The 13074-nt window shown below is 55.0% G+C and carries 17 protein-coding genes; all 17 read right to left on the reverse strand.

Annotation, left to right across the window (positions count from 1 at the left end; translation table 11 throughout):
- Nucleotides 1–13: 13 nt before the first annotated feature.
- From cobS to NNO03_RS04805, 17 genes are read right to left on the reverse strand one after another with little or no spacing between them, the layout of a single operon-like run.
- Nucleotides 14–757: an adenosylcobinamide-GDP ribazoletransferase gene (gene cobS / locus NNO03_RS04725; RefSeq protein WP_137382349.1), complete on the reverse strand. Its 744-nt coding sequence runs from the start codon at nt 755–757 to the stop codon at nt 14–16.
- Nucleotides 754–1299, reverse strand: a complete 546-nt coding sequence (gene cobU, locus NNO03_RS04730) for a bifunctional adenosylcobinamide kinase/adenosylcobinamide-phosphate guanylyltransferase (protein ID WP_271448958.1) — start codon at nt 1297–1299, stop codon at nt 754–756. The genes cobS and cobU overlap by 4 nt, the downstream gene beginning before the upstream one ends.
- A complete protein-coding gene (locus tag NNO03_RS04735) occupies nt 1296–2816 on the reverse strand; it encodes a cobyric acid synthase (RefSeq protein WP_271448959.1) in 1521 nt (506 codons plus the stop codon). Before NNO03_RS04735 ends, cobU begins: the two co-directional genes overlap by 4 nt.
- Entirely contained in the window at nt 2813–3628 is an 816-nt protein-coding gene (locus NNO03_RS04740) for an energy-coupling factor ABC transporter ATP-binding protein (protein WP_271448960.1), read from the reverse strand. The genes NNO03_RS04735 and NNO03_RS04740 overlap by 4 nt, the downstream gene beginning before the upstream one ends.
- An 8-nt stretch (nt 3629–3636) precedes the next feature.
- On the reverse strand, nt 3637–4314 hold the full coding sequence (locus NNO03_RS04745) for an energy-coupling factor ABC transporter transmembrane protein (protein WP_271448997.1): 678 nt from the start codon (nt 4312–4314) through the stop codon (nt 3637–3639).
- On the reverse strand, nt 4301–4582 hold the full coding sequence (locus tag NNO03_RS04750; protein ID WP_137382353.1) for an energy-coupling factor ABC transporter substrate-binding protein: 282 nt from the start codon (nt 4580–4582) through the stop codon (nt 4301–4303). Before NNO03_RS04750 ends, NNO03_RS04745 begins: the two co-directional genes overlap by 14 nt.
- Nucleotides 4583–4584: 2 nt before the next feature.
- A complete protein-coding gene (cbiM, locus tag NNO03_RS04755; RefSeq protein ID WP_202038915.1) occupies nt 4585–5322 on the reverse strand; it encodes a cobalt ECF transporter S component CbiM in 738 nt (245 codons plus the stop codon).
- Nucleotides 5319–6032: a cobalt-factor II C(20)-methyltransferase gene (locus NNO03_RS04760; protein ID WP_271441832.1), complete on the reverse strand. Its 714-nt coding sequence runs from the start codon at nt 6030–6032 to the stop codon at nt 5319–5321. Before NNO03_RS04760 ends, cbiM begins: the two co-directional genes overlap by 4 nt.
- On the reverse strand, nt 6029–6823 hold the full coding sequence (locus tag NNO03_RS04765) for a sirohydrochlorin cobaltochelatase (protein WP_271448961.1): 795 nt from the start codon (nt 6821–6823) through the stop codon (nt 6029–6031). The genes NNO03_RS04760 and NNO03_RS04765 overlap by 4 nt, the downstream gene beginning before the upstream one ends.
- A 10-nt stretch (nt 6824–6833) precedes the next feature.
- Complete coding sequence (locus NNO03_RS04770; RefSeq protein WP_271448962.1) at nt 6834–7619, reverse strand: cobalt-precorrin-6A reductase; 786 nt, start codon at nt 7617–7619, stop codon at nt 6834–6836.
- Nucleotides 7616–8341: a precorrin-3B C(17)-methyltransferase gene (locus NNO03_RS04775; protein WP_048211983.1), complete on the reverse strand. Its 726-nt coding sequence runs from the start codon at nt 8339–8341 to the stop codon at nt 7616–7618. Before NNO03_RS04775 ends, NNO03_RS04770 begins: the two co-directional genes overlap by 4 nt.
- The gene (cbiG, locus tag NNO03_RS04780; RefSeq protein ID WP_271448963.1) at nt 8341–9396 is read right to left on the reverse strand and encodes a cobalt-precorrin 5A hydrolase; all 1056 of its coding nucleotides are present in this window, start codon (nt 9394–9396) and stop codon (nt 8341–8343) included. The genes NNO03_RS04775 and cbiG overlap by 1 nt, the downstream gene beginning before the upstream one ends.
- Nucleotides 9377–10150, reverse strand: a complete 774-nt coding sequence (locus NNO03_RS04785; RefSeq protein ID WP_005123046.1) for a cobalt-precorrin-4 methyltransferase — start codon at nt 10148–10150, stop codon at nt 9377–9379. The genes cbiG and NNO03_RS04785 overlap by 20 nt, the downstream gene beginning before the upstream one ends.
- Nucleotides 10143–10712 carry a decarboxylating cobalt-precorrin-6B (C(15))-methyltransferase gene (locus NNO03_RS04790; protein WP_137382360.1) on the reverse strand — a complete coding sequence of 190 codons (570 nt, stop codon included), beginning with the start codon at nt 10710–10712 and terminating at the stop codon, nt 10143–10145. The genes NNO03_RS04785 and NNO03_RS04790 overlap by 8 nt, the downstream gene beginning before the upstream one ends.
- Nucleotides 10702–11307 (reverse strand): cobalt-precorrin-7 (C(5))-methyltransferase, encoded by a 606-nt coding sequence (locus NNO03_RS04795; RefSeq protein ID WP_271448964.1) that lies wholly within the window; start codon nt 11305–11307, stop codon nt 10702–10704. Before NNO03_RS04795 ends, NNO03_RS04790 begins: the two co-directional genes overlap by 11 nt.
- On the reverse strand, nt 11301–12440 hold the full coding sequence (cbiD, locus tag NNO03_RS04800; protein ID WP_137382362.1) for a cobalt-precorrin-5B (C(1))-methyltransferase CbiD: 1140 nt from the start codon (nt 12438–12440) through the stop codon (nt 11301–11303). Before cbiD ends, NNO03_RS04795 begins: the two co-directional genes overlap by 7 nt.
- Nucleotides 12437–13069 (reverse strand): cobalt-precorrin-8 methylmutase, encoded by a 633-nt coding sequence (locus tag NNO03_RS04805; RefSeq protein WP_271448965.1) that lies wholly within the window; start codon nt 13067–13069, stop codon nt 12437–12439. Before NNO03_RS04805 ends, cbiD begins: the two co-directional genes overlap by 4 nt.
- Nucleotides 13070–13074 lie beyond the last annotated feature (5 nt).

Here is a 13074-nt window from a genome sequence, read left to right on the forward strand (position 1 = left end):
TATGTTGACTGACTCAAAGCAGAGCCAGCAGGAAAACCAACTCGCCAAGTTCAATGGCCGCACCCAGCGTATCGCCGGTTTGCCCACCTAACGTGCGTTTTAATAACTGCCCAAGAATGAAGATCGCCACCAACGTAACGACCAGTGCTGCCACACCGCGCATGCCAGGAAGCAGGACAGCCGCAAGGATCGCCGTGAACCCCAACGTGACACAGGTTTGTCGCCCACTCACTTTGCCAATAAAGACATTTCCCAGCCCCTCTTCGCGGGCATAACGGTGTCGATACATCAGCAAAACAGCGCTACCCCGCCCAGCGACGCAGGCTGCAGCCAGCGCCGCCAGCATCGGCGTCCCGCGCAGCGCCAGTTCGCTCACCACCAGCACTTTGGCCAGTAGCACGAAGATCAGTGCCAGTCCGCCATGAGTCCCGAGCCGACTGTCGCGCATGATTTCCAGCATCCGCTCGCGTCGACGTGCAGAAAAAATGCCGTCACAGGTATCCGCCAGTCCATCAAGGTGAAAACCGCCGGTCAGCAGCGCCAGCGCCAGCACGGCAAACAGGGCGGCCAGAGGAATACCACACCAGGGTTGCAGCACCATAAAGACCAGCCCCGTCAGTCCCCCCAGCACAACACCTATAAGGGGGAACATGACGATACCGCGTGAATAATGCTCAAAATCCAGCCCTTGCGACCAGCGCGTTGGAACGGGCAACCGACTGATAAAAGAGAGCATTGCCCAGAACAACTTACTCATTTAATTTTGACTCCAATTCCTGATACCACCAGCCAGACCTCATCCGCTGCCGCCGCCAGGCGTTGGTTAACACGTCCGGCAATATCGCGGAAATGCCGCGCCAGACGGTTCTCCGGAACGATCCCCATCCCCACTTCGTTTGTCACCAAAACAACTGTAGCCGGACAGCGTTGACAGGCCTCAATCAGCGTACGGATCTCCGTCTCAATGGCGCGTTCCATCGCTGCGTAATCCCAGCCGTCAGGATCGCTGTCACCGCCCAGCGCAAACAACTGGTTGGTCACCATCGTGGTGATGCACTCCAGCAGAATGGCTTCCTGCGGATCGTTCGCCGCCGTGATCAGCTCATCAAGATGTTGCCAACGCTCAGCAGTACGCCAGTGTGCGGGACGCCCATCGCGATGGTGCTGAATACGTGCTGCCATCTCCTCATCAAAAATCTGCGATGTGGCGATATACAGCACCTGCGGGGAATCGGCAATTAACGCTTCCGCATGTCGACTTTTTCCGCTGCGGGCACCGCCCGTCACCAGAATCATCATACGGGCTCCCGGTGCTGCTGCATGATGGTATAAATTTTCTCAATATCGATGTGTTGTCGCATCGCATCCGCCAGCAGATCAAACTGCTGCGATTTATATTGCGCGTATTGGAAAGTGGAATCCAGCGCGGTTAGCCCTTTGCGTTCACGCAGGCCGTTGACCAGCGCACGGGTGAATTCATCACTGTCAAACAGACCGTGCAGATAGGTACCCAATACCAGTCCATCTGAGCTCACCGCACCGTCAGCCATAGCACCACCGTTTTTATGCAGCGTCATGACGGGCTGGCAGTCATCTGTTAATTGCGTTTCACCCATATGAATTTCATAGCCGCGTACGGATAGCTCCGCAACACCCGCCAGCCAGTCCGGCAGCGTGGAAGACATCACCCCTGCCACCTGGGTCGTCGTTTTATGCTGGGCAAAATGGGTCACGATATTCAGCAGCCCGAGCCCCGGCAGCGTGCCGAGCCCTGACTCAACATCATCAATGATGGTGTCCCCGAGCATCTGATAGCCACCGCAAATTCCGATTACCGGTACACGCTGACGGTGTAATTGCAACACGCCGTGGGCTATACCGCTCTCACGTAACCAGACCAGATCGCCCAGCGTATTTTTACTGCCCGGCAGAATCACCAGATCGGCTCCCGCCAACTCCTCCGGGTGGCGCACATAGCGCACACGAACATCCGGTTGAGCGGCAAGCGCGTTGAAGTCAGTAAAGTTTGAGATATGTGGCAGTTGGACTACGGCTATCTCAATATCTCGCTTATCTGTGCGTACGTACTTCCCTTTTTGCAGTGCGACGCCATCCTCGTCTTCGAGGTCTACATCCAGCCATGGCATCACGCCCAACACCGGAACGCCGGTCAGCGCCTCAATTTGTTCAATGCCGGAGTGCAACAACGCCACATCACCGCGAAACTTGTTGATGATGACCCCTTTGACTCTGGCGCGTTCATGGTCGTGCAGCAGCGCCAGTGTGCCGTAAATGGAGGCAAATACCCCTCCGCGATCGATATCCGCCACCAGAACGACCGGGCAGCGCGCCATCTCCGCCATCCCCATATTGACGATATCGCGATCGCGCAGGTTGATTTCTGCCGGGCTGCCCGCCCCTTCCAGCACGACAACGTCAAACTCCTGCGCCAGACTGTTATAAACTGAAATAATCTGTTCACGCAGCCGCGGTTTGTACTCGTGGTAACTGACCGCATCCATATCGGTTGCCACTTTGCCCATCAACACGACCTGTGCTTTACGATCGCTGGTCGGTTTAAGTAGCACAGGGTTCATACGCACATCCGGCGTTATCCCTGCCGCCTCCGCCTGAAATATTTGCGCACGCCCCATCTCCTTTCCCTCCGGCGTAATGCCAGAGTTCAACGCCATGTTCTGCGATTTGAACGGCGCGGTACGCAGTCCATCCTGATAAAAAATACGACACAGCCCGGCGACGAGTACGCTTTTGCCAACATCAGATGCCGTTCCCTGCAACATTATTGCCTGCGTCATGACGCCTCCTTCAGCGCGTTCTTTCGCATACAGCTAAAAAATTCAGCCTCTGTTTTACACAGCGGGAAACCCAGCTCGGTGTGCAATTTCACCAACCATGGCGGAGTTAACCCAGCTTGTTCAATAAGATCGGTACGGGCGAACACGTCACCCGGCGTACCGTGCGTCAGCACTTCTCCGCGACGTAAAACGTACACCGCATCGCTGACTTCATAGATGAGATCGATATCATGGCTGGAAATAACCACATGATTTCCTTGCGCCACGATGCGTTTGATAATCTCGATCATCTGCGTACGCCCTGATGGGTCGAGACCGGCGGTGGGTTCATCCAGTAACAAATACTGCGCTTGCAGCACCAGCGCCCCCGCAATCGCCACGCGCTTTTTTTGTCCGTGGCTGAGACACTGAATGGGCTGATGGCGAAAATGTTGAGCATCGACCAGCGTTAAGGCATCGTCCACCCGACGGGTAATTTCAGCCTCGTCCACGCCCAGATTACGCAGGCTAAACGCGATGTCACTGTCGATATCGGTATAAAAGATTTGCTGATCGGGGTCCTGAAATACCGTTGCCACCTGCTGACGTAGCGCCAGCAGGCCGCGCTTGCTGTAATCCAGTGGTTTTCCTTGCCACATCACCGCCCCCTGTTGTGGGCGCAGTAAACCGCTCAGGTTCATAAACAGCGTGGACTTCCCGCAGCCATTGGCCCCCACCAGTCCGGTGACGGCATGTTGAGAAAAGTCCAGCGTTAGCCCTTTGAGAATCGGGTCATCCTGGTAGCGAAACCAAAGCGCTGAGGTGGCAAGCATACTTTTCCTTACAGGTGAAAATCACCCTGATACAGTTTGATATCCAGTGTGGTGGTCATTTGCTGATAACGGATCAACACGCGGGTAAACAATAATCCCACCAGCATCGCCAAAGAGCGATAGCCCAACGGCAAGCTACGATAACCAAAACGCAGCGTTTGTGCGCGATGAATGGCGAGTGCCTCGTCTAACAGGATAAAAATAAATCGCCAGGTCAGCAGAATAAGCTCGGTCATCAGCCGTGGGACATGTGCACGTTTGAGCAGGATAATTAACTGCGGAAACGGTAAATTCAGCACCAGCCAGAACGTTGCAGCCAGCGCCGCAAGGCTTCGCCAGAACGTCTCATTGGCCGTGTGTATGCCCGATGCGGTGATCCCCAGCCAGAAACTGCCCACGGGCATGCTGGCCAGTAAGGTATGCGGGTCGCGGCTGACGCTAAACAAAATCGTCACGACGCCCACCAGCAAAAAGCCAAACGGTAACGCCATCCAACGACACCAGCGCCAGAAAGAAACCCGCAGCAGCCAGCAACTGAGCGCCGCTATCAGCAACATCTCGATACCCTGCCCCAATGGGGGCAGAGTAAAGGCCAGAACCATCATCACCAGCCAGAGCAAGAATTTTCGCTGCGGTGAAACATGAAACCAGCGGCTCTGGTAGCTGAGTCTGTCAAGCCCGGTCATCACGGCGCTGCCTGCCCTTGGTATAACCCAGGATATAGAAAATCACGGCAGCCCCCAGCGAACCCTGTAGCGTAAACAGCAGGCTTTCAATTTCGCCACTTGCAGGTTCATACAATGGCTGGAACCACGGCTCATAATGTGGCGCGATAGCCTGAATCTGGCTTTCCGCTTCACCGTCCGAACCACCGTATTCTCCACCATGGTTGATGAAAAACGGCAGGACCACCAGCGCAACGACCATCCCTAATAAAATCAGCGTCTTTTTCATCGTTAATGTCCTTGTGCGGTAATCAACTGGCGTTTGGTTAACTGGTCATAAATCATCACGGTTAGCAGCCCCTCTGCGATCGCAATTGGAACCTGCGTCAGACAGAAAATACCCATGAATTTGATAATTGATCCCATCGCCCCCGCAGAGGGATCCGGGAAGGCGACACCCAACTGCACAGAGGTGACGAAATAGGTCACGAGGTCTGCCAGCATGGCGCACAGGAAGACGCAAACATCACGACGCAACCCCGCGCGACAGGCCAACTTCCACACCATATATCCAACAACCGGGCCGATTACCGCCATCGACATCCCGTTCGCGCCAAGCGTTGTCAAACCGCCGTGGGCCAGTAACAGCGCCTGGAACAGCAAGACGATTGCCCCCAGAATCGCCACCACACCCGGTCCGAACAGGATAACCGCCAGCCCCACCCCTGTCGGATGTGAGCAGCTCCCGGTAACGGAAGGTATTTTTAGCGCCGACAGGACAAAAATGAAGGCGCCGCACAGGGCCAACAGGACTTTCTGGTGGTTATCTTCCTGCACGATCTGGCGCAGACGCACTAACCCGTACCACAGACAAGGCAGAAACAGCAGCCACCAGGCCAGCGCCCACATCGGTGGCAAAAAGCCTTCCATAATGTGCATCGCAAACGCCTGCTCAGGAACAATCATCAGTAATAGTGCCGCAGCTAACCCGCTGAAAGACAGCTGTTTGAGCTGTTGTTCAAGCTTCATTGTGCATACTCCCACTGTTTATTAACCAGAATGGTTGAGAAATAAGGTAGCGGCTGATCGTCGCTCACTTCATTCAGATGGCGCCAGCACTGCTCACCTGGCAGCGTGGCTTCAGACATCATCAATGCGCAGTCCAGCAAACCTTCTTGTTGCAACAGCGCTTTGATGCGAGCAAAACGACCGTACACCTTCATCAACACCAGGCTGTCATGCTGTGTTAATGCGTGCTGGATTTCACTTTCCGGCGCGGTACAGGAGACCACCGCCAGGGACTGTTGCTCCATGGCAAGCGGCGTTTTTGAACGTGCTGCAATCGCGGCAAACGAGGTGACGCCGGGGACAATTTCTAACCAGTCTGGATGACCAATACGCTGGAGTAAAAAGATCCAGGTACTGAATAACATGGCATCGCCGAGGGTAATAAAACCAACCTGCTTGCCCGCTTCCACTTCCTGTACCAACGCAGCGGCGACTTCATCCCAGACAGCCTCTTTTTCAGCACTATCGGCACTCATCGGGAAATGGCAGCAGCGAACTTCAGTTTGCTGACCGATATACTCACGTACGATCGACAACGCCAGACTATCGCCACCTTTACGCCCGGCCGGCGCATAGAGAATATCCAGCGTCCCAAGGGTGCGTGCTGCACGCACGGTGACCAGATCGGCAGCACCGGGCCCGGTGCTCAGTGCATACAATTTGCCACTCATGCTGCTTCCTCCAGCGCTACGCTCAGCGCTTGCTGTAAATGCGCGACAAACATGGCACGAACCGCCGGATTCTCACCCAGACCGCTGAGCCATGGCGTAGCCGGAATGCCTGCTGCGTTAAACAACGTTTTCCACGAGTCCTCTTCATCAGAGGCCATATCATTGATAGCGTGGTCGCCTGCAACCAGCATTAGCGGCATAAGATGAACCGCCGTCACGCCTTCCTGACCTAAGCTTTCGATCAGCACCTCAACTTCCGGGTAGCTTTCTACTGCACCTACGCGAGCCGGGAAGCGCTGCGCTGTCATCATGTGATCGAGACAGGCATAAGCAGCAAAGGCGTGATGACTGGCACCGTGGCCCATAAACACGACTTTTTCGCGCTCACTTAACTTCGGCATCTGCTGTTGCAGCGCCAGCATCAGTTGTGCGTAATCATCGTGACTGCTCAACAATGGCACCCCTAGAGTCAGACGTGAAAACAGCGGGCGCATACTTTGGACTTCACGAACAATTTTCTCGTATTCGTCACCATTAATGATGTGCAGCGACTGAATAGCCACATCCTGATATCCCTGCTCCGCCAGCTTTTGCAGCGCCTGCAGTGGCGTGTCGATCTCAATGCCGTCCCGCTGTTTGAGCTTGCGGATGATCATCCCGGAGGTAAATGCCCTGAACAGATCACGGTCGGGACAACTGGCCGCAAGATCGCGCTCGCAGGCCACAATATTCTTCTCGCAGGTGTCGTGATAGCTGGTGCCAAAGCTGACCACCAGAAGCGCCTTTTTCATCTCTTACTCCTTAAGCAGCGGCCAGCCAGCGCGTTAAACGCGCCCCAAATGCGGCCTGACTTTCCAGTAATTCTTCTCCCGTCACCAACGGTGCCGGGCGTGTAATCACGATGCAGGGAATACCTGCATCCAGACAGGGCTGAACTTTTTCCTGATAACCCCCTTCCGCGCCTGACGCTTTGGTGATCATCACATCCGCCCGACACTGGCGATAAAACGCGGCATTGAACTCGGCGCTAAACGGCCCACACAGTGCGAAGATTTCGCCCACACCAAACCCCAGATCCGCGCACTGTTGAATCACCTCTGGCACAGGCAGTACGCGTGCCAGCAGCGTTTTTTCAGGCAAGCCTGCACGCCAGATAGCCAAATCTTTACTGCCGGTTGTCAGCAACACGCGTTCGCCAAAACGACGTGCTGTTTCACATGCTTGCTGGATGCTCTGTACGATGTGCAGATGCGGGTGAGTTAAATCACTCAACTGTTCAGGTCGCTGATAGCGGCTCAACAACACGCCGGCCGCTTCACAGGCGTTCATGATGTTGCGGCTCACCACCTCGGCATAAGGATGTGACGCATCAATCACCCAGCGCGTCCGGTTTTCCTGCAACCAGGCAATCATTTGTTCGCGTTCCAGACGCCCGCAGCGAACCTGACCTTTGATGTCACCTGCCAGTTGCTTACCTGTCGGCGTCGCCACCGACAGGGTGTAAGCGACATTTGCCGCATCCAGTTGCTGGCATAGCATGCGCGCATCGCTGGTGCCGCCCATAACCAGCACATCACCGTAATTCACAGCACATAACCCCGTGGTGTAATCATCAGCCCATCCTGTACATAGGTGGTTTTGTTGCCGACAATCACCAGACTGGTCATATCCACCGGTTCAAAATCCATATCACCGAGCGTAGTCAGCCATTTTTCCTGTTTTTTACGACCGGCCGACTTCACGATACCTACGGGTGTTTGTGCGCTCTTGCTGGCGGAAAGCAGTTCAAATGCACGCGCCAAATGACCTTCACGACCGCGACTGCGCGGGTTGTAGAAACAGATAACGAAGTCAGCTTCACCGGCAGCAATAATACGTTTTTCAATTACCGGCCACGGCGTTAACAGGTCACTCAGGCTGATATGGCAAAAATCGTGCATCAGCGGTGCGCCAAGCAATGAGGCGGCGGCAATACTTGCCGTCATCCCAGGGATCAGCCGAACCTCAACATCCAGTTTTTGCTTGCTGACCAGCTCAAGCACCAACCCGGCCATACCGTAAATCCCGGCGTCGCCGCTGCTAATCAGCGCCACGTTGTGGCCAGCCTGTGCCAGTTCGATTGCGGCCTGGCAACGTTCAATCTCTTTGCACATCCCGGTTTTGATCACCTGCTTATCGCCGGTGAACGCCTTTACCAGATGGGTGTAGGTTTTATAGCCAACAATGATTTCCGCCGCCTGGAGAGCTTCAACGGCTTCCATGGTCATCATTGCCTGCGAGCCTGGTCCAATTCCAATTACGCTTAACATCAGTGTGAAACTCCCAAAGTGATCGTGACGCCCTGTTCGCGCAGGGTTTCGCCTAACAGTTGTCCGTGGCTCAGCAGCCAGGCTGCAGGACCGGAAACGCTTCCTGTCCCCACCGTTTTGCGAACAAACGATGAGGCCGGAAAACGGTGTTCATGCTCACGCAGCGCGTCAGCGGTAAAGGTTTCGAAAGGCACGCGGCAACAGGAGGCCAGTTGGATAAGCCCCTGTTCGTCTTTTTTCAGCGTGATGCTGCCAATTGCTTTTAACGCCAGTGGGTCGAAGCGTTGGGCTTCGAGTTGGCGTGCCAGCAGCGCAGCTAACAGTGGGAACGGCGTATCCCGACGACAGCCAATTCCGGCAACCACTCGCTGCGGTACCAGCTTCCAGTGCACAACGGGCAGTTCAGGCAGATTGTTGCGCAAGGTAATACAAATCAGCGCATCCAGTTCAGGCAGCTGATTGAGATCGGTCACCGTGATAAATCCACGGCGGTCGCAATGGCTGACGTCCTGTGCCAGTTCGTCGTCCCACCACAGACCAACCCGTTTGTTGCTGACCAGCATCTGGTTAACGATTTTGACCGCCGAGCGGAAATCATTCATGCGGGCATTTAACTGGAACGCCAGTGTGTCCAGCGCCGCCATATCGTTAACATCCGTCGCGGTGGTAATGACCGGGTCGGCCCCCAGCATTCCCGCCAGATAACGCGCCAGTGCATTAGCGCCCCCCGCATGGCCGGAGAGCAGGCTAATGACATGCTGGGCACGTTCATCAATGACCACCACCGCCGGATCGCAAAATTTGTCGTTGACCAGCGGGGCCAGCACACGCACGGCAATGCCGGTTGCACCGATAAAAATCAGCGCTGAGTAATTCGCAAACGCATCGCGCGCGGTGTTAGCAAAACCGTTGTCGAAAGGAATAAATCCCTCCTCCAGCAGTTTTTCACTGGTGAAACAGGTTACCGGCAGCATCGCCGCCAGACGTTTAGCAAGCACAACGCCGCCGGGGGTCAGGCAAAATAGCGCGAGTGATTCAGGCTTTACGGTATTCATGGCTAAAATCCGCCGCATAGAGTTTGGAGTAGTGATACTCCGAGCCCAGGAAGTTACCGACCAGAATGAGCGCCGTTTTACGGATCCCTGCGTCGCGAACTTTGTCGCCAATATCTGCCAGGGTACCGCGCACGGTCTGACTTTCCGGCCAGGTTGCCTTGTAGATCACCGCCACTGGCGTGGCCGCCGGGTAACCGCCTTCAATCAGACGCTCAGCAACCCGGTGGATACGTTGGACGGAAAGATAAATCGCCATCGATGTCTGGTGGCTGGCAAACGACTCCAGTTGTTCACGTTCCGGTACCGGCGTGCGACCTTCCAGACGGGTAATGATGAGACTCTGCGACACTTCCGGTACGGTATACTCGACGCCCAACTCCGCAGCCGCACCCAGGAATGCGCTAACGCCAGGCACCACCTGCCAGTCGATCCCGCGTTTGGTCAGCTCTTCGCCTTGCTCACGCACAGAGCCATACAAGGAAACATCACCGGTTTGCAGACGCACGACGGTTTTACCGGCTTTCACACCCGCTTCCATCAGATCAAGGATCTGCTCCAGATGCAGTTCGGCGCTGTCATGACATTCCGCTCCGGCCGGGCAATATTCCAGTAATTCAGTGTTAATCAGCGATCCGGCATAGATAACCACCTGTGCCTGCTGGAGCAACCGGTAACCTTTGAGGGTAATCAGCTCGCGATCGCCAGGACCTGCGCCAACAAACCACACACTACGGGGATCAAAAATCTCAGACATGGGTTCCTTCCTTCTGACAGGCGATAACAAATACGGGGTTATTCGGTTTGAAATAGTGACCACTACCCAGCGTGGCAAGTGAGGAAACCTGCAGTTGCAGGCAATCCACACCCTGAATGCCAAGGTGGTCCAGATGAGCCAGAGCGGTGTTCAGGTTTTCCTGAAGGATAAATGTCATCACCAGTCGCCCTGCGGGATGTAACTGACGCATTGACCAGTCGATCAGATCGGTCAGATGGCCGCCGCTACCGCCCATGAAAATGGCATCGGCTTTTTCCGCAATCGTCATCGGCGCGATACCGGGAAAAATATCGATGTTTGCACAGGCAAAATGCTGACGGTTTTCGTCCAGCAGCCTGAGTGCATCCGGATTACGCTCGATCGCCGTGATACGCAGCCCCGGATATTGCAACGCCGCCTCAATCGACACGCTGCCGGTTCCCGCGCCGATATCAATCAGATGGCTGGCGCGGTGTAATTCAAGTTTTGAGAGGGCGAGTGCACGTACCGCTTCTTTGGTCATCGGCACTTTCTCTCCACGTAGAAAAAGCTCATCTTTCATCGAGGATCACCACTGCATTCATGTCATAGTCGGCTGTAATTTTGCTCACAGGCAGGCAGTGGATACGCTCATTGTCCATCGCCAGGTTTTCACCAATCACCATCCAGCGATGTCCTTTGCCTCTGGCCACCAACTGCTGTGCAATTTCACGCGGGCCACACAGCGCATCAGTCACCATCGCAACCTTGTTGTGTCGCGCCAGTTCATCAAAACAGACACTGCGACCGTGACTACTGGTGAGCCACATGTCGTTCATATCAATACCAGCTTGTGCGCACAGATACTGAACGGCGCTAATACCGGGAATAATGCGCACATTTTCAATACCAAAATGCGCCACCATCCGCGTGCCAATGCCGTAGAACAGCGGGTCGCCTGAGGCCAGTACCACCACGTTTCGCGCCTGATGTTCGCTTATCCAGTTCAATAGATCCGGAATATTGGCGCCAAGAGCAAACCGTTCACCGGCAAAATCCGGGAACTGCTGCAGATGCCGCTTACCACCGACCAGCACATCGGCCTTTGCAACCGCGTCGCGCGCCACCGGCGTCATCAAATGCAACCCAGCGGGTCCCATCCCAACAACAGTTAACATTCCATCTCCTCTGCGATCTCCGCGACCGGACGATTGCTGCCGAGGACCTGATTATCAAAAGAGAACATGATGGCGTCGCAGGTCGGGGGATTTTTCGTAAAACGCAGGGTTTGCAAGACGCGCATACAAATACGCTTCGCCAAATGGTTGTAAATGTGTTGAAAACCGTATGCTTCGATATGTTCCATCGCAGCTTCGGTCGTGTCACAGTCGCTGACCAGCGTCAGCAGTTCCAACGGCGCGCCAAGTAATGCGAGGTGAGCCACCAGCGTTTCCATGCGGGCATCAGCGATATGACTGTGGGTATGGAAGATCCCTGCCGCGATTTTGATAAGTTTGCCAGGGTGGCCAACCAGCACGATCTGGCGGAATCCCAGGCGCACCGCTTCTTCAATCATGTAACCGACAAAGTTGCTCATAGTGACTACAACCTGTGTGTCGATCCCCATTTGTTCACGCACAAAACGTTCACCGTGGTTACCCGGTACCAGTACGACGCGATCCAGTCCTGCCGCGCGTTTGATCTCCAGCTCCAGCGATAGCGAACGTTTCCAGCTCTCTTCCGACATCGGCGTAACAATGCCCGTGGTTCCAATGATCGAAATACCGCCCAGAATCCCCAGGCGTGAGTTGTAGGTTTTTTGCGCCCGTTCTTCACCTTCAGGCGCAAAAATCTCAATGTTTGCCCCGCGATTTGGTCCAATCGCTTCACGTACTGCGGACTCAATGGTCTGACGTGGTGTCCGGTTAATCGCCGAACTGCCTACCGGCAAACCAATCCCTTTACGGGTCACCGTCCCGACACCTTCACCGCCCTGTAAGACAATTTCTTTGCTATCGTCTAACGTCACGCGGGCAAAGATCAGCATCCCATGCGTGGCGTCCACATCATCACCACCATCTTTGCGGATGGCGGCAATCGCCTGTTGCCCTTCGATATGCGGTGATTCCACGTTCAGGCATAACGTCACCCCGGAAGGCGTCACAATGGAAACCTGATGGATCAGATGCTGGCGCAGCACCATCAACGCAGCGACTTTTGCCGCCGCCGTCGCACACGATCCCGTGGTGTACCCTTTACGCAGCGCTTTACCGTTGTGCCACACTGGCGTATCGAAGGACTGGTCGCTCATCGCGCCCCCTGCATGTGATAAAGCATGGCGTTGACGATAGCGGCAGCGACGTTACTGCCACCTTTGCGACCTAATGCGGCAATGGCGGGCAGATGACTTTGTGTCAGTGCGTCCTTCGACTCCGCCGCGCCAACAAATCCTACCGGTACGCCAACCACACCGCTGACAGGTGCATCATGTTCCAGCAGTCGGAACAACGCGGTTGGCGCGTTGCCAAAGACAAACAGTTTTTCGCCTTCTTCCTTCACGGCAATGTCGACTGCAGCCATTGAACGCGTGATCCCCTGTTCTTTTGCTGCCCGCACCACACGTGGGTCGCTGATGTAACAGCGGCATTCGCCACCGAATTTTGCCAGCAGGGTTTTGTTGATCCCGGAAAGCGCCATCGTGGTATCGGTATAAATCACGCTCGGGCGACTCAATGCTGCGCAAAACTGTTCCAGTACACCGCTGGAAAACCACAGAATGTCCAGCCAGTCGAAATCCGCGGTTGTGTGGATCACCCGCTTGATGATGGCTTCATGCAACGGACTGGCAAACTGATAATCCGGGCGGGTTTCACTGATAATCTCACCAATGATGTCGAAACTTTTGGCCTCAATCGCTTGAGGTTGCTGGATATAGTGCATTTTGT

This window comes from Citrobacter sp. Igbk 16 (assembly GCF_028069755.1).
GTDB lineage: Bacteria > Pseudomonadota > Gammaproteobacteria > Enterobacterales > Enterobacteriaceae > Citrobacter.